Source organism: Bradyrhizobium sediminis, from assembly GCF_018736085.1.
Taxonomy (GTDB): Bacteria; Pseudomonadota; Alphaproteobacteria; order Rhizobiales; family Xanthobacteraceae; genus Bradyrhizobium; species Bradyrhizobium sediminis.
In genome coordinates, this window is record NZ_CP076134.1 from 2,640,597 (window position 1) to 2,662,038 (window position 21,442).

22 protein-coding genes and 1 tRNA gene are annotated in these 21,442 nt (G+C 63.0%); 18 read left to right on the forward strand and 5 right to left on the reverse strand.

Annotation, left to right across the window (positions count from 1 at the left end; genetic code table 11):
- The 4 genes from KMZ29_RS12775 (at nucleotide 1) to KMZ29_RS12790 (ending at nucleotide 3,516) form a co-directional block, all read left to right on the forward strand.
- Nucleotides 1–294: a hypothetical protein gene (locus KMZ29_RS12775; protein ID WP_215623964.1), complete on the forward strand. Its 294-nt coding sequence runs from the start codon at nucleotides 1–3 to the stop codon at nucleotides 292–294.
- Nucleotides 291–1,769 (forward strand): Asp-tRNA(Asn)/Glu-tRNA(Gln) amidotransferase subunit GatB, encoded by a 1,479-nt coding sequence (gene gatB, locus KMZ29_RS12780; RefSeq protein ID WP_215623965.1) that lies wholly within the window; start codon nucleotides 291–293, stop codon nucleotides 1,767–1,769. Before KMZ29_RS12775 ends, gatB begins: the two co-directional genes overlap by 4 nt.
- 57 nt (nucleotides 1,770–1,826) lie before the next feature.
- The gene (locus tag KMZ29_RS12785; RefSeq protein ID WP_215623966.1) at nucleotides 1,827–2,039 is read left to right on the forward strand and encodes a hypothetical protein; all 213 of its coding nucleotides are present in this window, start codon (nucleotides 1,827–1,829) and stop codon (nucleotides 2,037–2,039) included.
- Between the two features lie 1,210 nt (nucleotides 2,040–3,249).
- Nucleotides 3,250–3,516: a hypothetical protein gene (locus KMZ29_RS12790; protein ID WP_215623967.1), complete on the forward strand. Its 267-nt coding sequence runs from the start codon at nucleotides 3,250–3,252 to the stop codon at nucleotides 3,514–3,516.
- Nucleotides 3,517–3,612: 96 nt separating this feature from the next.
- Here the strand turns inward: KMZ29_RS12790 and KMZ29_RS12795 are convergent, their stop codons facing one another.
- Both KMZ29_RS12795 and KMZ29_RS12800 read right to left on the reverse strand, forming a co-directional pair.
- The gene (locus KMZ29_RS12795) at nucleotides 3,613–3,882 is read right to left on the reverse strand and encodes a DUF3551 domain-containing protein (protein ID WP_215623968.1); all 270 of its coding nucleotides are present in this window, start codon (nucleotides 3,880–3,882) and stop codon (nucleotides 3,613–3,615) included.
- Between the two features lie 249 nt (nucleotides 3,883–4,131).
- Nucleotides 4,132–4,225, reverse strand: a tRNA-Ser gene (locus KMZ29_RS12800).
- Nucleotides 4,226–5,177: 952 nt separating this feature from the next.
- On the opposite strand from KMZ29_RS12800, the gene KMZ29_RS12805 reads away from it, so the two are divergent.
- Nucleotides 5,178–6,698, forward strand: a complete 1,521-nt coding sequence (locus KMZ29_RS12805; RefSeq protein ID WP_215623969.1) for a porin — start codon at nucleotides 5,178–5,180, stop codon at nucleotides 6,696–6,698.
- 176 nt (nucleotides 6,699–6,874) lie between these two features.
- The gene (locus tag KMZ29_RS12810; RefSeq protein WP_215623970.1) at nucleotides 6,875–7,156 is read left to right on the forward strand and encodes a DUF3551 domain-containing protein; all 282 of its coding nucleotides are present in this window, start codon (nucleotides 6,875–6,877) and stop codon (nucleotides 7,154–7,156) included.
- Between the two features lie 37 nt (nucleotides 7,157–7,193).
- Here KMZ29_RS12810 and KMZ29_RS12815 read toward each other — a convergent pair whose 3' ends face one another.
- Nucleotides 7,194–9,422 carry a lytic transglycosylase domain-containing protein gene (locus KMZ29_RS12815; RefSeq protein WP_215623971.1) on the reverse strand — a complete coding sequence of 743 codons (2,229 nt, stop codon included), beginning with the start codon at nucleotides 9,420–9,422 and terminating at the stop codon, nucleotides 7,194–7,196.
- A gap of 230 nt (nucleotides 9,423–9,652) precedes the next feature.
- On the opposite strand from KMZ29_RS12815, the gene dapA reads away from it, so the two are divergent.
- The 4 genes from dapA to KMZ29_RS12835 all read left to right on the forward strand — a co-directional run bounded on the left by dapA (nucleotide 9,653) and on the right by KMZ29_RS12835 (nucleotide 12,295).
- Complete coding sequence (gene dapA, locus KMZ29_RS12820; RefSeq protein WP_215606365.1) at nucleotides 9,653–10,543, forward strand: 4-hydroxy-tetrahydrodipicolinate synthase; 891 nt, start codon at nucleotides 9,653–9,655, stop codon at nucleotides 10,541–10,543.
- Between the two features lie 90 nt (nucleotides 10,544–10,633).
- Entirely contained in the window at nucleotides 10,634–11,047 is a 414-nt protein-coding gene (gene mscL / locus KMZ29_RS12825; RefSeq protein ID WP_215624247.1) for a large conductance mechanosensitive channel protein MscL, read from the forward strand.
- Between the two features lie 67 nt (nucleotides 11,048–11,114).
- Nucleotides 11,115–11,588 carry an SsrA-binding protein SmpB gene (gene smpB / locus KMZ29_RS12830; RefSeq protein ID WP_215623972.1) on the forward strand — a complete coding sequence of 158 codons (474 nt, stop codon included), beginning with the start codon at nucleotides 11,115–11,117 and terminating at the stop codon, nucleotides 11,586–11,588.
- Between the two features lie 125 nt (nucleotides 11,589–11,713).
- Nucleotides 11,714–12,295, forward strand: a complete 582-nt coding sequence (locus KMZ29_RS12835; protein ID WP_215623973.1) for a peroxiredoxin — start codon at nucleotides 11,714–11,716, stop codon at nucleotides 12,293–12,295.
- Here KMZ29_RS12835 and KMZ29_RS12840 read toward each other — a convergent pair.
- Both KMZ29_RS12840 and KMZ29_RS12845 read right to left on the reverse strand, forming a co-directional pair.
- Entirely contained in the window at nucleotides 12,292–12,981 is a 690-nt protein-coding gene (locus tag KMZ29_RS12840; RefSeq protein ID WP_215623974.1) for a uracil-DNA glycosylase, read from the reverse strand. The genes KMZ29_RS12835 and KMZ29_RS12840 overlap by 4 nt on opposite strands.
- Nucleotides 12,959–13,588: a LabA-like NYN domain-containing protein gene (locus tag KMZ29_RS12845; RefSeq protein WP_215606369.1), complete on the reverse strand. Its 630-nt coding sequence runs from the start codon at nucleotides 13,586–13,588 to the stop codon at nucleotides 12,959–12,961. The genes KMZ29_RS12840 and KMZ29_RS12845 overlap by 23 nt, the downstream gene beginning before the upstream one ends.
- A 348-nt stretch (nucleotides 13,589–13,936) precedes the next feature.
- On the opposite strand from KMZ29_RS12845, the gene rpoZ reads away from it, so the two are divergent.
- The 8 genes from rpoZ to KMZ29_RS12885 all read left to right on the forward strand — a co-directional run bounded on the left by rpoZ (nucleotide 13,937) and on the right by KMZ29_RS12885 (nucleotide 21,382).
- Entirely contained in the window at nucleotides 13,937–14,329 is a 393-nt protein-coding gene (rpoZ, locus tag KMZ29_RS12850) for a DNA-directed RNA polymerase subunit omega (RefSeq protein WP_024512695.1), read from the forward strand.
- Between the two features lie 257 nt (nucleotides 14,330–14,586).
- Nucleotides 14,587–16,887: a RelA/SpoT family protein gene (locus KMZ29_RS12855; protein WP_215623975.1), complete on the forward strand. Its 2,301-nt coding sequence runs from the start codon at nucleotides 14,587–14,589 to the stop codon at nucleotides 16,885–16,887.
- Nucleotides 16,888–17,015: 128 nt separating this feature from the next.
- Entirely contained in the window at nucleotides 17,016–17,804 is a 789-nt protein-coding gene (locus tag KMZ29_RS12860; RefSeq protein WP_215623976.1) for a pyridoxine 5'-phosphate synthase, read from the forward strand.
- A complete protein-coding gene (acpS, locus tag KMZ29_RS12865) occupies nucleotides 17,801–18,220 on the forward strand; it encodes a holo-ACP synthase (RefSeq protein WP_215623977.1) in 420 nt (139 codons plus the stop codon). The genes KMZ29_RS12860 and acpS overlap by 4 nt, the downstream gene beginning before the upstream one ends.
- Nucleotides 18,221–18,497: 277 nt before the next feature.
- Complete coding sequence (lepB, locus tag KMZ29_RS12870) at nucleotides 18,498–19,256, forward strand: signal peptidase I (RefSeq protein WP_215623978.1); 759 nt, start codon at nucleotides 18,498–18,500, stop codon at nucleotides 19,254–19,256.
- Nucleotides 19,253–20,071 carry a ribonuclease III gene (gene rnc / locus KMZ29_RS12875; RefSeq protein ID WP_215623979.1) on the forward strand — a complete coding sequence of 273 codons (819 nt, stop codon included), beginning with the start codon at nucleotides 19,253–19,255 and terminating at the stop codon, nucleotides 20,069–20,071. The genes lepB and rnc overlap by 4 nt, the downstream gene beginning before the upstream one ends.
- Nucleotides 20,061–20,990, forward strand: a complete 930-nt coding sequence (gene era, locus KMZ29_RS12880; RefSeq protein ID WP_369810104.1) for a GTPase Era — start codon at nucleotides 20,061–20,063, stop codon at nucleotides 20,988–20,990. Before rnc ends, era begins: the two co-directional genes overlap by 11 nt.
- An 11-nt stretch (nucleotides 20,991–21,001) precedes the next feature.
- A complete protein-coding gene (locus tag KMZ29_RS12885; protein ID WP_215623981.1) occupies nucleotides 21,002–21,382 on the forward strand; it encodes a hypothetical protein in 381 nt (126 codons plus the stop codon).
- The last annotated feature ends 60 nt before the right edge of the window (nucleotides 21,383–21,442 follow it).

Genomic DNA, 21,442 nt, shown 5'->3' on the forward strand with positions numbered 1-21,442 from the left:
ATGGCCGAATTCAAAGCCAGCCTGTCGGGCGCAGCGCCGGCGCCGGGTCTCGATGCGCCGCTCGCCGCGCTGTGGTGGGCCGCGAAGGGCAATTGGGATCAGGCGCACAGGATCGCGCAGCACGAGGCGACCGCTGACGGAGCCTGGGTCCACGCCTATCTGCACCGGGTCGAGGGCGACCTCGGCAATGCCGGCTATTGGTACCGCCAGGCCGGCCGGCCGGTTGCGAAGGATTCTCTCGATGCCGAATGGGAGCGGATGGCTTCCGCGCTGCTCGGAGGTGCAAGAGCATGAGTGCGACGACCGCAAAACTGATCAAGGGTTCAACCGGCGACTGGGAGACGGTGATCGGGCTCGAAGTTCACGCCCAGGTCACCTCGAACGCGAAACTGTTTTCCGGCGCCTCGACCGCCTTCGGCGGCGAGCCGAACAGCCATGTCTCGCTGGTCGACGCCGCGATGCCGGGCATGCTGCCTGTCATCAACGAGGAATGCGTCAGGCAGGCTGTCACGACCGGTCTAGGCCTCAATGCCAAGATCAACCTGCGCTCGGTGTTTGACCGCAAGAACTATTTCTATCCGGACTCGCCGCAGGGCTACCAGATCAGCCAGTACAAGTCGCCGATCGTGGGCGAGGGCGAGGTCGACGTCGAGCTGGACGGCGGCAAGACCGCGACGATCGGGATCGAGCGGCTGCATTTGGAGCAGGACGCCGGCAAGTTGCTACACGACCAGAGCCCTTCCATGTCTTATGTCGACCTTAACCGGTGCGGCGTGGCGCTGATGGAAATCGTCTCCAAGCCGGACATCCGCGACGCCGAGCAGGCCAAGGCCTATGTGACCAAGCTGCGCTCGATCCTGCGTTATCTCGGTACCTGCGACGGCGACATGGAGAAGGGTTCGCTGCGCGCCGACGTCAACGTTTCCGTGCGCAAGCCGGGCGGTCCGCTCGGCACCCGCTGCGAAATCAAGAACATGAACTCGATCACCTTCATCGGCCAGGCGATCGAATACGAGGCGCGGCGCCAGATCGGCATCATCGAGGACGGCGGCACCATCGATCAGGAAACCCGGCTGTTCGATCCCGGCAAGGGCGAGACCCGCTCGATGCGTTCCAAGGAAGAGGCGCACGACTACCGCTATTTCCCGGATCCCGATCTGTTGCCGCTCGAGTTCAGCGACGCCTTTGTCGCCGAACTCAAGGCCAACCTGCCGGAACTGCCGGACCAGAAGAAGGCGCGCTTCATCGCCGAATTCGGCCTGTCGCCCTATGACGCCGGCGTGCTGGTGGCCGAACGCGAAAGCGCGGACTTCTACGAAACGGTGCTGGCCGGTCTCGCCGACAAGTCGCGCGACGGCAAGCTCGCCGCCAACTGGGTGATCAACGAGCTGTTCGGGCGTCTCAACAAGGAAGGCCGCGCTATCACGGGCTCGCCGGTATCGGCAGCGCAGCTTGCCGCGATCGTCGATCTGATCGGCGAGGGCACCATCTCCGGCAAGATCGCCAAGGATCTGTTCGAGATCGTCTGGCAGGAGGGCGGCGACCCGCGCGCGATCGTCGAAGCGCGCGGCATGAAGCAGGTCACCGACCTCTCGGCCATCGAAAAGGTGGTCGACGACATCATCGCCGCCAATCCCGACAAGGTGGAGCAGGCGAAAGCCAAGCCGCAGCTGGTCGGCTGGTTCGTCGGCCAGGTGATGAAGTCATCCGGCGGCAAGGCCAACCCGCAGGCCGTCAACGATCTGCTGAAATCCAAACTCGGCATCTGAACGCCGCGTGAAGTGACGGCGACGGCATCGCCGCCGTCGCGCCGATGCGCAGCGCGCGTGCACACTTCATTCACCATGAATGCCGATGCGTCGCTCCGCGAAGCAGAAAACCGCCTCGCGAATCAGCGCCGGCGATTCGCTCGAAAGTCCGGTTTTGGCGAGCGCCGATCAGGCGCGAAGCCGGTGAGCATGAAAATTTTTTTATTGCCAAAATTCGCGACTCAGAGTCCGCGCAATCCGCTTTCAGCGGTGTTCGTCGACTCGCAATGACATCGATCGCGCGTCGACGACGCAACGCGTGAATTGCGAAAACACCTGCAGTACGGGCATATCTTGCGATATTGACAATCATCGGCGCTGCATTTTCGCGCACTATTCGCATCGTTGCGCGAATGCATTGCGGTGTTGTCGATCGACACGCGCGGTGCGCGCCCGGATCGCTGCGTCAACACTTCCTTAAGCAGGACGCTGTTTTTTTGAGTGTGTTGGTGTATTCGGGATGTAGTGCATTTCGATTCCCGAGTGCACGCAGCGATTAAGCCATCTCACTACATTAGGAGGGCAACATGGCCAAGAAAGCTAAGAAGGCAAAGAAGGCGAAGAGCGCAGTGAAGAAGACTGCGAAGAAGACCCGCAAGGTCGCCAAGAAGAAGAAGTAATCTCGCTTTGAGAAAATTGCCGGCGGCTTGATGCCGGCACGTCACTAGAGCCTTCGGAACCGATTTGCTTCTTCGAAGCGGATTTCAAGTCAGGCGGCTCTGTCGACGAAAGAGGGTGTCGGCGAGACATCAGGTCAAACGGCTGGATCGTCATTCAGGAGAGTTCGCTCTTTCGAAAAACAATCCGGCAGAAGAAACCAGTTTTCTTCGTTTGGTGCGGATCCAATGGTCCGCAATTTCACCGGCGATCTTGAGCCGGAGTGAGATTTGGTCCTGACGTGTTCGCCGACGCCCTCGTTCCCTTGAGCCGCTGCCGAAGCTGCGCGGCGCTTTGAACTCTTTCAGATATCCTGGCATTGTCGACCTGACCACCTGCGGCGCGCAGGGGCTGGGCCTTTTCGTGCGAGTTGACCTCGCCACCGCATCAATCTCCGCCGTCACCGCCCGCGGAAGCGGGTGATCCGGTATTTACAGAGCAGCCGCGATCGATCGCGAAGCCGCGGCATGACGCCGGCAAGCGCGCGCTCCGCGCCACGAGACCCGCGCCAATGGTTATCGTTTCGCGAAACGGCAGGGTAAACCGATTTTCGCGACTGCACGGAAACCCGTATGAACAAGGCACTTCTGCGATTTCGCCGCTGACGGCGCCGCGCAGCGTTTACGCCGGATTCATCGCGATGCTTAAACTGCCCTTCAAATTTGATCGGTCATGATCATCCCAACAAGCCGGCAAACGGCGTTGGGGATGACGAGGCGTTTCAACAAGCTGGACGGGAGCCGCGCTCGGGGGAGGGCGGTAAACAACAAAAAGGAGATAAGGGATGTTTCATGGGCACATCGATCTGGATACGGCGACGCCGGTGGAAGCAAGCGCGATCCCGGACGTGTTGTTCGAACGCGGCCTGTACTGGGCGAGCGGGCGTTCGGGCGTGGTCAATCTCGTCGCCGCGCACAAATGGTTCAACCTCGCCGCCCTGAAGGGCCGCACCGACGCTATCCAGCTGCGCCGTGAGGTCGCCGAGATGATGTCCGAGGTCGAGATCGCCATGGCGCAGCGCGAGGCCCGCGCCTGGATCACCGCGCATTAGGGATGAATGTCCGTTGCTGGGGGCAGCGGACATCAGGCGTCGAACTCGCGACCTGGCGCTGCCGCGCTGATGCGGGGATCGTCGGGCTGGATCGGCTCAATAGACGCGGCGATGCCGCCGGTCGTTTCGTCGCAGCGCCGCGTTGGCGCCGGCGTAATAAGGATTGATGTTGCACTGGGCCCCGCGGCCGGCGGCCGACATCGCGCATTGGGCCAGCGTATAGTAGGTGCAATCCTCGTAGGCGCCGCCTCCCCAAGCGACGACGTGCATGCAAACCGGAAACGCCGGATCATATGTCTGAGCCCGGGCTTGCCCTGCGGCCGAAACCGTCCCGATGATCAAAAGCGCCAAGGCCAGGATGCGCATTGGAAGCTCCCTCGAGATGTTGGCGTGTCATCACCGCACGGAAGCAGACCGGCCACGCTGATCCAAGTCAATTCACGTTCTCGCGCGAGTCTGCACTGGCGCGACGCGTGCAATTCGGACGTCATCGCGGGGATGAAATCCGGCGTCTGTGGCAGATCGGGCAGGGCAACCGCGACCGGGCGCAACATGTCCAGGGTAAATGTCCGGGATACGCGTCACCCATGTGTCCGGGCTGGACACTTGTTTATCTGGCGGAGCCGGAGGGATTCGAACCCTCGATAGGGCTTTACAACCCTATAACGGTTTAGCAAACCGCCGCCTTCAGCCACTCGGCCACAGCTCCGTTGAGGCGGATATGCCCGACACCGGGCCGAGCCGCAAGCGACCAATTTCAGGCCGCCGGATTCCAGCCAGTTTAATGACTCCGGGAGACCGCAATTAGGGCTCTGCCTTTGTCTGCTCGAGGCTGAAAGCCAGGGCGGCCGCTATGCGGAGGCGCAGATTCGGTCGACGCGGCCTTCGGTTTGTTCTGACGTGTATGGTTTCACCTTGGTCTTCGCGAATGGCGTCATCCGGCGATATCCGAAAGCGCCGGTGACGATTTCGATTCAGAAGACGCGCCATGCGCTTCTCGTCTGGGTTCCCGGTGCGAAACCGAAGAACGCGTCTCGATCCCGAAAAATACGGGTTTCTGCAATTTCGTGACCGGCGGGATGGAACTCGCTGCTGCGATTGTGGGCAGAATCGGGAAGGGCGCGGCAATTCCCTCGATCACCGATGTTGCACGCGGCGATTCCATCGCCCAGGCGACATCTCTCCTGTCTTGTCGTGCTGAAGATCGTTTTCGGCTTGGAATTAGCCGCTTCGTTCGCTCGATTCGGCAGCGGTGCGAAGTGCAGTAACGGCAAACCCGGCAGCCGCGGTATCGAAGCAACAAATCGCGGGTCAAATGGAACCAACCAAAAACAGCATTGTAAAACAATTACTTGCAGCGAAATCTTGATCGCGGTTGCGTGTTATTTGTGCAACACCCATCCAAAAACGGCCTGACTCACCCCGTTCTGAGCGGTTCCTTTGTTGCGTGTGCAGAAGTGTTCGGTAATTGTGTCGATGCGACGGAGGGGGGCATCCCGAGGTCGTCCCATTAGGTGGTTCGCTTAAGTCCCTCGCGTTGATGCGGGAGTGTCCGAAGGCGCGAAGCGACTAAGCGGGTTTTAAGGGACAAGGGAACCAACCTTAGGGTGTTACACCCGGCGGATCCGGAACCTTCCCTACAGAGCAACTTGGAGGTTAACATGAAGATGGTTAAGAGCCTTATCCTCGGCTCAGCGGCGGGTCTGATCGCCGTGAGTGGAGCTCAGGCAGCCGATCTTCCCGTCAAGGCCAAAGCGGTCGAGTACGTGAAGATCTGCTCCCTGTACGGTGCCGGTTTCTACTACATTCCGGGTACCGATACCTGCATCAAGCTGGGTGGCTACCTGCGCGTCGAAACCGCGCTGGGCACCAACGGCGTCTACGGCGCCGCGACCGGTAACCCCGCTGGCGCACACACCCGCTACAGCAACTACACCATCTCTCGCTCCCGCGAAGACTTCAACATCGATACGCGCACCGCGACCGAATACGGCGTCGTCCGCACCTATTTCGATGCGACCTTCAGCTGGACCGGGGCTACTGGCGCTGCTCCTGGCTTCACCGGTTCGAACACGACGCCGGCCAGCTCGACGTATTCGGGTGACGGCGTCGCTGCCGGTACGCTCGGCATGTACTATGCGTTCATCCAGTTCGCTGGCTTCACGATGGGTAAGGCCGTCTCGCAGTTCAGCGCTCCCTGGGTCAACTATCCCGGCAACAACTTCGACCAGCTGGTCGGCGGCGGCGGCTCGGTGACCGGTGTCAACCAGTTCACCTACACCGCCCAGTTCGGCAACGGCGTGTCGGCGGCGCTTTCGGCGCAGGACCAGACGGCGTACACCCAGGCTGGCGTTCTGAACCTGACCGGCGCAACCGCGGCCGGCATGATCGGTGGCGTCAACGGCCTCAACAACTACGGCGGCACGCGCTCTCCCGACCTCATCGGCATGATCCGCGTCGATCAGGCTTGGGGTCTGTTCCAGGCGTCGGTGGCGTTCCACGACAACCATACCGGCTACTACGGTTCCAACGAGACCACTGGTCATCCCAACGACAAGTGGGGCTTCGCGGTCGCGGGTGCATTGTCGATCAAGAACATCCCGACTGGTCCGGGTGACACGATCAACTTGCAGGCGGTGTATACCGACGGCGCAACCCGCTACAACATCCAGGATCTTTCTCCGAATAGCTACTCGATCTATGGTAGCACCGGCCTGGCTGGCGCGTACGGGAGCCTCGGCTTTGCCAACGCTCCTGATACCGTCTACACCGGCACTTCGGGGCTTAATGGCTCGAGCCAAGAGACCGTCAAGACTTGGGGCTTCCGTGGCGCCTACACCCACAACTGGGATCCCTACTGGAACACCGCGATCTACGGTGCGTATGCTCACGTAGACTACGGTACCAACGGCACCGCGGTCGTCTGCGCGAACGCGGTTGCGTTGCTCGGCCTGGTTGGGACCTGCAACCCGGACTTCAACGTCGCGCAGCTGGGCTTGATCACCCGCTGGACTCCGGTCAAGGGTCTGACCTTCTCGGGCGACCTCACCTGGGTCAATCTCGACCAGAAGTACTCGGGCACGGTTGTAGCCCCGCTCAACGCGGCCAAGCCGGCAGCTGTGTACGAGCTGAAGGATCAGAACAGCGTCACCTTGCTGCTCCGCGCTCAGCGCAACTGGTAATACCAGTCTAACGACACTCTAAAAGAACCCCCGGCGGTTACCCGCCGGGGGTTTTTCTTTGCTCAGGATCAAGCAGCGTGGCGGCGCCCGGGATAGGCTTGCATCACGATTCGAAGCGGGACGTTTGCCAGGGCCGCCGGTGCTTTCTCCAGGGCGATCCATCAGGGAGGTCAATGATGCGCAATTTTTTCCTGGCGACCGTCGCTGTCGGCACGATGGCTTCAATCGGCATGACGCCGTCGCCGGTACAGGCCCGGGATTATCCGTTCTGCATCAAGGGCGACATTTACGACAGTCCGGTCGGCGATTGCAGCTTCGATACCTATCAGCAGTGTCTGGCGACGGCCTCGGGCCGTCTCGCTTACTGCGACGTGAATCCGTTCTATGCCTACCCGAACCGCGGTTACCCGAAGAAGCCGGGCGTCACTGATCCGAGGAAGCGCAACAGGCTGTATTGATCAGCCATCGGCCGCGTGACGATCCGGAATCGGGGGCTTACTCGACGGTAGCGCCGCGGTGCAGGTCGGCCTCGATCTGTAGCCGCGTCCCGCCGCCGAACCGCGTGCGATAGACCTGCAAATTCTCCATGATCCGCTGCACGTAATTGCGGGTCTCGGAGAACGGGATTTGTTCGACCCAGTCGATGGCATCGACCTTGGGATCGCGCGGATCGCCGTAACGCTCGACCCATTTCTTGACGCTGCCGCGGCCGGCATTGTAGGCCGCGAAGGTCATGATGTAGGAGCCGCGGTAATCCTCGAGCAGCCCGCCGAGTTCGGCGGCGCCGAGGGTGGCGTTGTAGGCCGAATCGCTCTTCAGCCGGCCGAGGTCGTAGGTGGCGCCGTGCCGCTTGCAGACATAGCGGGCTGCATCCGGCGTCACCTGCATCAGCCCATAGGCTTGCGCCGGGGAGACGACGGCCGGATTGAAGGCGCTTTCCTGCCGGGCGATGGCGTAGATGATGCTCCGCTCGACCTCCGGCCCGATCGGCTTGAACGACGGGATTCCGGTCACCGGATAGGCGTAGAAATCAAACGGCAGGCCGCGGTTGAGCGCGGCCTTGCCGAGCAGCAGCATGCCGCGCGCGTCGCCGTTGCGCGACGCCAACTCGCCGAGCCCCACCAGCGCGTCGGGATCGCCGTTTTCGCCCATGTCGCCGAAGATCGGGATCGCGATTTCGCGCTCGTCCAGCTCATAGAGCAGTTGCACCGCGCGGACGATCTCCAGCCTTTCGATTCCGCGCGAGCGGCCGGCTTGGGCGCCGTTCAACTCGATCTGCGGCAATCCCAGCTTGGCGCGCGCCAGCTGGCCATAGTAGCTGGTCGATTGTTCGGCTGCCCTGGTGTAGGCCGCGCGGGCCTCCTGGGCGCGGCCGGCGGCCTCGGCGGCGCGGCCCTGCCAGTAGCCGGCGCGCGCCAGCGCGGTCGGGTTGACGCTGCCGACGCCGATCCGCGCAAAGTGCTGTGCCGCGGTCGCCGGGTCGGTCAGAAAGCGCAGCGCGATCCAGCCCGCGGTGAATTCCTGCTCGGTCTTGTAGATGTCGCGGGTGGGGAGTGCTGCGTCGCGTGCGATCAGGTAGGCGGTGCGGCGCTCGCCGACGTCGAGCATCTTGCGCGCCAGCAGCCGGCGTTCGATCCACCACTCGTCGAGATTGTGCAGCCGGCCCGGGTCCTTCGGCGCGCCGAGCATGAGCTGCGCCGCCTCGGCGAATTTCTCCTGGCGGCGGAGCAGCTGGATCTTGTTGAAGACATAGCCGGGATCGCCGTGCAGTTCGTGCGGAACCGCGTCGAGCAGGGCCTTGGTGTTGGCGGCCTTCTTGTAGGCTGCGATGCGCGCCTTTGCCAACGCCATCTGATTGGCGCCGAGCCGCCTGGCGGCGCGCAGCGCTGCTTCATGCTCGCTGCCGTAGAGCAGGAAATCCATCCGCGCCTTGTGATCGCCCGGCGTGATCAGAGCGCCGAACAGGTCGAGCGCCGTGCTCTCGGTCTCCTCGGACATGGAATCGTGTCGCCACGCACTGCGCACCAGCCGCTCGGCATTGGCGCGGTCGCCGCGCGCGATCATCGCGCGCGCCAGCGAGAACTTGCCCTTGGCCGATAGCGGCGATTCGCTTTCGAACCATGCCCATACCGTTGCGTCGTCGCGACGGTCGTCCCACAGCGCCGCCTCGATCCGCCGGCGCAGGAAGGTCTGCGAGGGCCAGCTTGGGTTGGCCGAGATGAATGCGCGATAGCGCTCGACCGACGCGCCGTTATTATCGCTGCGCAGGATGATCCATTCCGCGAGCTTCTTCGCCACCGGGTCCGAAATCGCCGCCTGAACCTGGGTCGCGTCGCCCGGTTTGTGCTTGCGCACCAGTTCGATGACGTTTTCCAGCGCCTCGGTATCGGCCTGCGAGGTCGATGTCGTCGCTGCGACCGCGGCCGGCGTCACCGGTCTGCGCGCCGGCGGCGGCATGGCCGAGTGCCGGCGGGGCGTGGGCGCCAGAGCGGGCGCGGCGGGAGCAGGGGCCGCAACCGGGACGGCGTTCTTGGCGGCGGCAGAGGCTGTATTCTTGGCGGCCGTGTTGGGGATGACGTTGCGCGCGATCGGCCGCGGCTTCGGCAATGGAACTTTGGGCTTGGCTGCCGCTTCCACCGCAAAGGCCGACAATCCCAAGGCTAGCGCCAGGCTTGTCGCCAATGCCGTCGATCGCAATACGGCTGCGCGGGCGGATTGGGTCACGGCGTTCCCTAACGGCGAATCATTCAATCGCTGAGGCTCTAGGTCTATTTGATTGAATATGTGGACAAAATACTAATTGCGGCGGTAGCTGCCGTTGTCTGCGCCAGCACCGCGGCAAAATCGCGGCTGGGGTAGGACCAGAGCGGCCCTTTCGCGGGAACGCCAGACCCGATATGAATTGGTCTCTATCGCCGGTAAAACGGCCAGCAACGCGCGTTCGGAGGAAGTCCATGGCAGCCAAGACGAATTTCAGGGGCTCATTCACCGCCTTGGTCACGCCATTCAAGAACGGCTCGCTCGATGAGGCGGCCTTCCGCGGGTTGGTGAGCTGGCAGATCGATCAGGGTTCACACGGTCTCGTTCCCGTCGGTACGACCGGAGAAAGCCCGACACTCAGCCATGACGAGCATCACAGGGTGGTCGAGTTGTGTATCGACGAGGCGAAGGGACGCGTGCCGGTTATAGCCGGCGCGGGCTCGAATTCCACGCGCGAGGCGATCGATCTGGCTGTCCATGCCGAGAAGGCTGGCGCCGATGCAGTGCTGGTGGTGACGCCATATTACAACAAGCCCACCCAGGAAGGTATGTATCAGCACTTCAAGGCGGTGAATGACGCAATCGGCATCCCGATCATCATCTACAACATCCCGCCGCGCTCCGTCGTCGATATGTCGGTGGAGACCATGACCCGGTTGTTCGAGTTGAAGAATATCGCCGGCGTCAAGGACGCCACCGCCAATCTTGCCCGCGTGTCGCAGCAGCGCCACGCGATGGGACCGGATTTTATCCAGCTTTCCGGCGAGGACATGACGGCACTGGCCTATATGGCGGCGGGCGGACACGGTTGCATCTCGGTCGTCGCCAATGTGGCGCCGAAGCTGTGCGCCGACCTGATGTCCGCCGTCCTGAAGGGCGATTACGCCACCGGACTGAAGATTCAGGACCGGTTGGTGCCGCTGCATGATGCCATCTTCAAGGAACCGGGCCTCGCTGGAGCCAAGCATGGCCTTAAGCTGCTTGGGCGGCTGGACGAAGAAGTGCGCCTGCCGCTGATGACGGTGACGCCGCCAACCGGCAAGGTCATCCGCGACGCAATGGTGCATGCGGGCCTGATCAACTGAGTCTTCGACGTTACCGCCAAGAATCTGGCCGCCAAGAATCTGACCGCCATGAGTCTTCCGGTTCGCGAAGCTGAAGAGAAGGGGCTGCAGATGCTCAAGGAATTTCGTGAATTCGCAATGAAGGGCAACGTCGTCGACCTCGCGGTCGGCGTCATCATCGGCGCGGCCTTCGGCGGCATCGTGACCTCGCTGGTCGGCGACATCATCATGCCGATCATTGGCGCGGTCACCGGCGGCCTCGACTTTTCCAACTACTTCACCGGCCTGTCGAAGGCCGTCACCGCGACCAATCTGGCGGATGCGAAAAAGCAGGGCGCGGTGCTGGCCTGGGGCAGTTTCCTGACGCTGACCTTGAATTTCATCATCATCGCCTTCGTGCTGTTCATGGTCATTCGCGCCATGAACACGCTGAAGCGCAAGGATGAAGCGGCGCCGGCGCCGCCAAAGCCAACCCGTCAGGAAGAGCTGCTTACCGAGATCCGCGATCTGCTCAAAAAGTCTTGACGTGCGCAGGCTCGCACCGAGTGCTATCGGTGCCCGTTCAAGTTAGATTACAAGGCATTTTTTCGTAATGGCCGAGAAGAACGAGCGGGCGATCAAGGTCGTCGCCGAAAATCGCAAGGCCCGGTTCAACTATGCCATCGAGGACACGGTTGAGGCCGGCATTGCGCTGACCGGCACCGAGGTCAAGTCGCTCCGCAGCGGCAAGTCCACCATCGCGGAATCCTATGCGGACACCAAGGACGGCGAGATCTGGCTGATCAACGCCAATATTCCGGAATACCTGCAGGCCAACCGCTTCAACCACGAGCCGAAGCGGCCGCGCAAGCTGCTGCTGCACAGGAAGCAGATCAACAAGCTGATGGGCGCGGTCGACCGCGAAGGCATGACGCTGATTCCGCTGAAGCTCTATTTCAACGAACGCGGCCGCGCCAAGCTGCTGCTGGCGATCGCGAAGGGCAAGAAGCTGCACGACAAGCGCGAGAGCGAGAAGAAGCGCGACTGGAGCAGGGAGAAGGGCCGTCTGCTGCGGGCGCGGGGATAGGGGCAATCGCCGTGTTGTCCGTCCGTCATTGCGAGCGAAGCGAAGCAATCCATATCGCTGCGAAGAGAGTATGGATTGCGTCGTCGCTTCGCTCCTCGCAATGACCGCAATACGAAGGAAGGGCGATGAATCAGAAGAACCTGCTCGAAGTCGACTGGAGCGAGATTCCGGCGCCAACCGACGACGGCGCCGCGGCGCATCTGGTGGGCATGACGATTCCGCCGCTCCGCCTGATCGCGACCGACGATACCTCGGTGACGCTGTCGGCGTTGCCCGGGCGCACCGTGGTGTTCGCCTATCCCAGGACCGGCGAGCCCGGCAAGATCAGCCTGGTCGACGACTGGGACATGATCCCGGGCGCCCGCGGCTGCACGCCGCAAACCTGCTCGTTTCGCGACCTGTTCGCGGAGCTGAAGGCGGCCGGCGCCAAACATGTGTTCGGCCTGTCGACGCAGAGCAACGTCTATCAGACTGAGATGGCCTCCAGGCTGCATCTGCCGTTCGCGGTGTTGTCGGACGAGAAGCTCGAGCTGACGCGGGCGCTGAACCTGCCGACCATGCAGGTCGCGGGCCTCACCCTGATCAAGCGGCTGGCTCTGATCGTCGACGACGCGCGCATCAGTCACGTGTTCTATCCGGTGTTTCCGCCCGATCGGAATGCCGGCGATGTGCTGGCGTGGCTGAAGCAACACCCGGCAAGGTCCTAGCCGAGATCCGCTTTTACCTTGGCGAACACGCTGCGGAACATGTCCGGCGTCAGCACCCGCGTATTGGTGTTGTAGCGCGAGCAATGATAGCTGTCGTAAAGCCTCACGCTGCGCCCCTGATGGATCGCGCCGTGCGCGAACGGCGCCGCTGCGGCGCGAAGCTCCAGCACTTTCAGCATCGATTCGTGCGCGACGCGGCCGAGCGCCACGACCGCGCGCAGTTTCGGCATCGCCAGAAGCGTCGCCGACAGAAATTGCCGGCAGGTGTTGATCTCCAGCGGCAGCGGCTTGTTCTGCGGCGGCACGCAGCGCACCGCATTGCTGATCCGGCAATCGATCAGGGTCAGCCCGTCGTCGGGCCGGGCCTGATAGACGCCTTTGGCAAAACCATATTCGAGCAGCGTCGCGTAGAGCAGATCGCCGGCGTAATCGCCGGTGAAGGGACGCCCGGTGCGATTGGCGCCCTGCAGGCCTGGCGCGAGGCCTACGATCAACAGCCGCCCGTCGGGATCGCCGAATGAGGGCACCGGCGAATTGAACCATTTCGGCTCGCGGGCGCGCGCCTCCTCGCGGAAGCTCTTGAGCCTCGGACAGAGCGGGCAATTACGGTCGGGTTCGGTGCGCAGCAGGGCGGGCAGCGTCACGCCGCGCGCCGGCTCATTCTTAATCGTCGAAATCTTCGTCATCGCCTCTCGGCGCCATGGTGGTCGCGCGCTGCAGGAATTGCGGCGCGTGATGGCGCGGCTCGCGCGGAGCCGGGCGTTCGGAGGGATCGCGGCCGAGCTTGGATTGCAGCTCCACCAGGTCGGTGAAGACGTCGGCCTGGCGGCGCAGCTCGTCGGCAATCATCGGCGGCTGGCTCGAAATCGTCGAGATCACGGTGACGCGGACGCCGCGCCGTTGCACCGCCTCGACCAGCGAGCGGAAATCGCCGTCGCCGGAAAACAGCACGATCTGGTCGACATGCTCGGCGAGTTCCATCGCATCGACCGCGAGCTCGATATCCATGTTGCCCTTGACCTTGCGGCGGCCGCTGGCGTCGATGAATTCCTTGGTCGCCTTGGTGACCACCGTGTAGCCGTTGTAATCGAGCCAGTCGATCAGGGGACGGATCGATGAATACTCCTGATCCTCGATGATCGCGGTGTAGTAGAATGCGCGTAGCAGCGTACCGCGGCTCTGGAATTCCTTGAGAAGGCGCTTGTAATCGATGTCGAAGCCGAGCGTCTTGGCGGTTGCGTAGAGGTTGGCGCCATCGATGAAGAGCGCGATCTTGTTGGAAGCAGGTGACATCAATGGTTTCTCACGTTGTTGTTACATTTTTGGCGCAGCGGCAACTGGCCCGCGCATTTCCAGCATATGCTGCCTAAAGTTCGGTGAATTTGGCCCTCGATAAACACCACCGCAAATGTGGTGTAGCAAGGGCGAAAAGACCACTACTTTTGAGGCCGCAATGAAGCGATTTCTTGTCCTGGACGGCAATTGGCCATGTCTGGACGGTCCGGCCCCTCCGGCCCGGGGAGGGGTTACCAGAGCCTGACGGGAAGGCAAATCATAAATTGGCCTTGCGGAAAGCCCCCGGGACCTATAATTACCGCGGCATAATCAACACATTCGTCCCATTTAACGGAGCGACAGTCGATGGCGCGCGTCACCGTAGAAGACTGCATTGATAAGGTCGATAATAGGTTCGATCTGGTCCTGTTGGCGGCGCATCGCGCCCGGATGATTTCGTCCGGATCACAACTTACGGTTGATCGCGACAACGACAAGAATCCGGTCGTTTCCCTGCGCGAAATCGCGGACTCGACGATTTCCCCCGAGGATTTGCGGGAAGAGCTTGTTCATTCCTTGCAGAAATTCGTCGAAGTCGATGAGCCGGAGCCCGATACCGTACCCCTGATCGGGTCGGCTGGAGCCAGCGTCGACGCCGACGACACCGAGGTCGCCGTCGAGCGGATGACCGAGGAAGAGCTGCTGAAAGGCCTCGAAGGCCTAGCGCCGCCGGAAGAGCAGCCCGAAGAGGACGAGTAAACCGTCCGCGCCGGGCCCCGGTCACAGCCGAACCCGCCTGATTTTGCCAAAGGCCCGGACATTTGTCCGGGCCTTTGCTTTTATTGACATTTTTGTGGTTACGATGCGTCGTAACGGGTGCGGCCAAATGCTGCTTTCCGGGTTCCCCGAAACCGAACATTTACCCATCCGAACGGGGTGATGCTTCGGCCCAGAACACACTAGGTTATGTCGTGAAGCGGGCCACGTCCGAGCTCCGCACATGAAGGCACTGATCGATGGCGTATTGGCGCCGCAATCCACGGCAGATGCAGGCTGCGACCGAATCGGTCGCCGTGGCGCCGTCCTCGCCTGTTCCGGCGCCCGCCAAGCCCGCCAAATCGCCGCGCTCCGGCATGATGCGGCAATACGATCTGGTCGAGCGCGTCAGGTCGTACAATCCGGACACCAACGAAGACCTGCTCAACCGCGCCTATGTCTACGCCATGAAGGCGCATGGCACGCAAACCCGCGCCTCCGGCGATCCCTATTTCTCGCATCCGCTTGAGGTCGCGGCGATCCTCACCGATCTCAAGCTCGATGACGCCACCATCGTGGCGGCGCTGCTGCACGACACCATCGAGGATACCGAGGCCACCCGCGCCGAAATCGATCATATCTTCGGACACGAGATCGGCGCCCTGGTCGAGGGGCTCACCAAGCTGAAGCGGCTTGAACTGGTGTCGCGCGAGGCCAAGCAGGCCGAGAACCTGCGCAAGCTGTTGCTGGCGATCGCCGATGACGTACGCGTTCTCCTGATCAAGCTCGCCGACCGCCTGCACAACATGCGCACGCTGGAATTCGTGCCGCCCACCTCGCGCCGCCGCATCGCCGAGGAGACGCTCGACATCTATGCGCCGCTGGCCGGCCGCATGGGCATGCAGGAGATGCGGGAGGAGCTCGAAGACCTTTCGTTCCGCATGCTCGATCCGGAAGCCTATGCCGTGGTGACGCAGCGGCTGGACTCGCTGGAGGAGCGCAACCGCAACCTGATCGGCGAAATCGAAAGCCAGCTCACCAAGAACCTGCAGAACAACGGCATGGCGGCGCACGTCTACGGCCGGCGCAAGCGGCCGTTTTCGATCTGGACCAAGATGGAGCGCAAGTCGGTCGGCTTCGAGCAATTGTCCGACATCTTCGGGTTCCGCGTCGTGCTCGACAGCGTCGAGGCCTGCTACCGCGCGCTCGGCGTGGTGCACACCACCTGGCCGGTGGTGCCTGGCCGCTTCAAGGACTACATCTCGACACCGAAGCAGAACGACTACCGCTCGATCCACACCACCGTGATCGGTCCCGGCAACCAGCGCGTCGAACTGCAGATCCGCACCGAGGAGATGGACCAGATCGCGGAACTCGGCATCGCCGCACATGCCTTCTACAAGGATGGCGTCGGCTCGCCGACCGAACTCCTGAAGCGCGAATCCAACGCCTTCGCCTGGTTGCGTCACACCATCCAGATATTGTCCGACAGCGCCAACCCGGAAGAGTTCCTCGAGCATACCAAGCTCGAGCTGTTTCACGACCAGGTGTTCTGCTTTACGCCCAAGGGCAAGCTGATCGCGCTGCCGCGTCATGCCAATGTGATCGACTTCGCCTATGCGGTGCATACCGACGTCGGCAACAGCGCGGTGGGCTGCAAGATCAACGGCAAGTTCGCGCCGCTGTCGTCCGAGCTGCAGAACGGCGACGAGGTCGAGGTGCTGACCTCGGAAGCTCAGGCAGCACCGCCGTCGGCCTGGGAATCGCTCGCGGTCACCGGCAAGGCGCGGGCCGCGATCCGGCGCGCCACTCGTACCGCGGTGCGCGATCAGTATGCCGGCCTCGGCCGCCGCATCGTCGAACGATTGTTCGCGCGCGCCAAGATCGACTACGCCGACGACAAGCTCAAGGGCGCGCTGCCGCGGCTGGCGCGGGCCTCGATCGACGATGTAATGGCGTCGGTCGGACGCGGCGAGATGAAAGCCTCCGACGTCGCGCGCGCGATGTATCCCGACTACAAGGAAGAACGCATCGGGCGGTTCGGCGCCAAGAGGAGTCTTGCGGTCAAGCTGAAGCTGAAGTCGCCGCCGGACCCGGCGCGCAGCCCGTCCGCCATTCCGATCCGCGGCATCAATTCCGATCTGCCGGTGAAGTTCGCGCCGAACGGCGGCGCGGTGCCGGGCGACCGCATCGTCGGGATCGTGACGCCGGGGGAGGGCATCACGATTTACCCGATCCAGTCGCCGGCGCTGAAGGATTTCGAGGAGGAGCCGGAGCGCTGGCTCGACGTGCGCTGGGATGTCGACGAGACGACGCCGCAGCGCTTCCCGGCGCGGATCAGGGTCGACAACGTCAACGAGCCCGGAAGCCTCGCCCAGGTCGCCACTGTGATCGCCGAGCACGACGGCAATATCGACAACATCAGCATGTCCAGGCGCTCGCCCGATTTCACAGAGCTCACCATCGATCTTGAGGTCTATGACCTGAAGCATCTCAGCGCTATTATCGCCCAGTTGCGCGCCAAGGCCGTGGTCGCCCGGGTCGACCGCGTCAATGGATAGTACAGTTCGTCATTGCCGGGCTTGACCCGGCAATCCATTGTTTTCAAGAAGATGGATGCGCGGGTCTGAGCCCGCGCAGACAAGCCAGACTCACTCTCTCGTTCTCAAGTCTTGCCGCGAGTCCGCAAATGCCCCAACTTCCCCCGCTGCGTCTCGGCGTCAATGTCGATCACGTCGCCACCCTGCGTAACGCGCGGGGCGGCGAGCGGCCCGATCCGGTGCGCGCGGCGCTGGCCGCGATCGCGGCGGGCGCCGACGGCATTACCGCGCATTTGCGCGAGGACCGCCGCCACATCCGCGACGACGACATGGCGCGGCTCAAGGCCGAAATCTCCAAACCGCTGAATTTCGAGATGGCGGCGACCGTGGACATGCTGAAGATCGCGCTGGCGACCAGGCCGCACGCGGTATGCCTGGTGCCCGAGCGCCGCGAGGAACTCACCACCGAGGGCGGCCTCGACGTGGTCGGCCAGCACAATGCGCTGGCGCCGTTCATCGCCCGGTTGAACGACGTCGGCATCCGGGTGTCGCTGTTCATCGCCGCCGATCCCGCCCAGATCGAAATGGCGGCCAGGCTGCGGGCGCCTGTGATCGAGATCCACACCGGCGCCTGGTGCGACGCCGTGGTCGACGGTCACGCGGCAACGGCGAAGGCCGAATGGCAGCGCATCGTGGCGGGGGCGGCGCTGGCGCGCGCGGCCGGTCTGGAAGTCCATGCCGGCCATGGCCTCGATTATGAGACCGCGGAGAAGATCGCCGGCCTGCCCGAAATCGTGGAGCTGAATATCGGCTACTACATGATCGGGGAGGCGTTGTTCGTCGGGCTCGGTGAGACCGTGCGGACGATGCGGGCTGCGATGGACCGCGGCCGCAGGAATCTCGAGAGCGGCGATCTGGCGCGCCAGGGCCGGGCATGATCATCGGCATCGGCTCCGACCTGATCGATATCCGCCGGGTGGCGAAAGTCATCGAGCGCCACGGCGACCGTTTTCTCGACCGCATTTTCACCGAGGCCGAGCGCGCCAGGGCCGGCCGCCGCGCCAAGAGCGAAAAGATGGTGCTAGCGACCTATGCCAAGCGGTTTGCCGCCAAGGAGGCCTGTTCCAAGGCACTGGGCACCGGCATCCGGCGGGGTGTCTGGTGGCGCGATATGGGGGTGGTGAACCTGCCGGGGGGGCGGCCGACCATGCAACTGACCGGCGGGGCGCTGGCCCGGCTCGAGGCGCTGACGCCCGAGGGCCTTGAGGCCCGGATCGACCTCTCGATCACCGATGACTGGCCGCTCGCGCAGGCCTTCGTCATAATTTCGGCGGTCAATCCGGGCAAAGCCTGACGCACGGGGCGGAGGTGTCGGGCGATCTCGCGCCAAACTAAAAATCGACGTTATCTCAAAGGATTAGCAAGTTTTGATGCGGCCGTTGATTGCGCGGCTGCGAACAACCGTCTAAAACGCCGCAGGGAACATCGAACCAGGGCGAGTTCAGGTTTGCGCCGGAATTCGCTCTCAATATCAGTATCAAGACCATTTTCTTGACGCGAAACGAAAGCGATTCGCGTGAGGAAAATGCTCTGCCACCGCGCGGTGAATCGCGACGGGAATTGGGAAAGCGATGAGCGTGACATCCGGGACAAAAACTGAAAGCGGCTTGGGTGAAACCATCCGCGTGGTCATCCATGCTCTTCTGATAGCGCTCGTGATCCGCACCTTCCTGTTCCAGCCCTTCAACATCCCCTCGGGATCGATGAAGGCGACGCTGCTGGTCGGCGATTACCTGTTCGTCTCGAAATATTCCTACGGCTACAGCCACTATTCGATCCCGCTGTCGCCGCCGCTGTTCTCGGGGCGCGTCTTCGGTTCCGAGCCGGCGCGCGGCGATATCGTGGTGTTCCGCCTGCCCAAAGACGATTCCACCGACTACATCAAGCGCGTGATCGGGCTGCCGGGCGACCGCATCCAGATGAAGGAAGGGCTGCTCTACATCAATGAAAAGCCGGTCAAGCGCGAACGCCTCGGCGACTTCATCGGCGAGGATCCCTGCGGGTCCGACGCCACCGCGCGGGTGAAGCGCTGGAGGGAGACGCTGCCGAACGGCGTCACCTATGAGTCGCTGGATTGCGTCGACAACGGCTTCTACGACAACACCACTCTCTACACCGTGCCGCCCGGCCACTTCTTCATGATGGGCGACAACCGCGACAATTCCACCGACAGCCGGGTGCTGTCGGCCGTCGGCTATGTGCCGTTCGAGAATATCGTCGGCCGGGCGCAGATGATCTTCTTCTCCATTGCCGAGGGCGAACATGCCTGGATGTTCTGGCGCTGGCCCACCGCGGTGCGCTGGAATCGCATATTCTCCATCGTGCGATGAACGACGAATCACCTGATCTCCAGACGTCATCCGCAACTGGCGACGCACGCCCCCAGGGTGACGCCGGGGGTGAGGTCGCGGCAGTGAAGAAGAAGCGCGGCAAGGTCAGCGCCAAGGCGGCGGCCGCGGCGCTCGAGGCGCGCATCGGGCATAAATTCACCGACGCCAGCCTTTTGGCCACCGCCTTCACCCACGTCTCCGCCCTGAAGCCGGTGCGCAACCGCGGCGACAGCTACCAGCGTCTGGAGTTTCTCGGCGACCACGTGCTCGGGCTTGTCGTCTCCGACATGCTGTATCGCGCCTTTCCCAAAGCCGACGAGGGCGAATTGTCGAAGCGGCTCGCCGATCTCGTGCGCAAGGAGAGCTGCGCCGATGTCGCAAAATCGCTCGGGCTGATCGACGACATCAAGTTGGGGGCGGTCGGCGCCGGCGCCGGCGCGCGCTTGCGCAAATCGGTGCTCGGCGACATCTGCGAAGCGGTGATCGGGGCAATCTTTCTCGACGGCGGCTACAGTGCCGCGGCGCAATTCGTCGAGCGCAACTGGACCGAGCGGATGCGCAAGCCGCGGCGGCCGCTGCGCGATCCCAAGACCGTGCTGCAGGAATGGGCGCAGGGCAAGGGACTGCCGACGCCGGTTTATCGCGAGATCGAGCGCACCGGCCCGCATCACGATCCGCAGTTCCGCGTTGCCGTGGATCTGCCCGGCCTCGCGCCGGCCGAAGGCGTCGGCGGCAGCAAGCGCGCCGCCGAAAAGGTCGCGGCCTCCGTGATGATCGAGCGCGAGGGCGTCGGCGGCGGGAACAATGATGGCTGAAACCCCTGAAAATGCCGCCCCGGTGGCTACCCGCTGCGGCTTCGTCGCGCTGATCGGCGCCCCCAATGTCGGCAAGTCCACGCTGGTCAATGCGCTGGTCGGTTCCAAGGTCACGATCGTCTCGCGCAAGGTGCAGACCACCCGCGCGCTGATCCGCGGCATCGTGATCGACAACAACGCCCAGATCATCCTGGTCGACACACCCGGCATCTTCGCGCCGAAGCGGCGGCTCGACCGCGCCATGGTGTCGACCGCATGGGTCGGGGCGCACGACGCCGACCTGGTCTGCGTGCTGCTCGACGCCAAGGCCGGGATCGACGATGAGGCCGACGCCATCTTCAACCAGCTCGCGACCGTGCGTCATCCCAAGATCCTCGTGCTGAACAAGATCGATCTGGTGCCGCGCGAAAAGCTGCTGGCGCTGGCCAAGGCCGCCAATGATCGCCTCGCTTTTGAGAAGACCTTCATGGTCTCGGCGTTGTCGGGCGACGGGGTCGACGACCTCAGGCGCACCTTGGGGGAGATGGTGCCGGCGGGGCCGTTCCATTACCCGGAAGACCAGATGTCGGATGCGCCGATGCGGCACCTGGCGGCGGAAATTACCCGAGAGAAGATTTTCCGGCAGCTGCATCAGGAGCTGCCGTATCAATCCACCGTCGAGACCGACACCTGGACCGAGCGCAAGGATAAATCGATCCGCATCGAGCAGACGATCTTTGTCGAGCGCGAAAGCCAGCGCAAGATCGTGCTCGGCAAGGGCGGCGCCACCATCAAGTCGATCGGCGCGGATGCGCGCAAAGAGATTGCCGAGATCGTCGGCGTTCCCGTGCACCTGTTCCTGTTCGTCAAGGTGCGCGAGAACTGGGGCGACGATCCCAACCGCTACCGTGAAATGGGACTAGAATTCCCCAAGGAATAGCCGGCGTCCCGATGACCGTACCCAGAAACGTCGTGTGGTTCGAAGTGCTGCTGTATCTGTCGCTGATGCTCGACACGTTGTCGGTGGCGTTTGCGGAGCGGACGCCGAATGCGCAGATGACGGAATCGATGATCATGGTCGCAACCCTGATGGCGGCCGGCCTGATCCTGCTTTTGGTCTACTTCGTCTGGCTCGCGGCGCGGCGGCGCAAGAACTGGCCGCGCTGGGCGCTGGCCGCGGCTCTGGTGCTGTCGGTAATCTCGCTGGTGCAGATTGTGGGCGAAAGGGGCGTCGGGTTCGACAGCGGCATCGAGATCGTGTCCTGCGCGCTGACGGCGGCTGGCCTGTATTTTTCCTTCACCGGCGACGCGGTAGGCTGGTTCAATACTTGAGACTGTCATTCCGGGGCGCGTCGTAGACGCGAACCCGGAATCTCGAGATTCCGGGTTCGA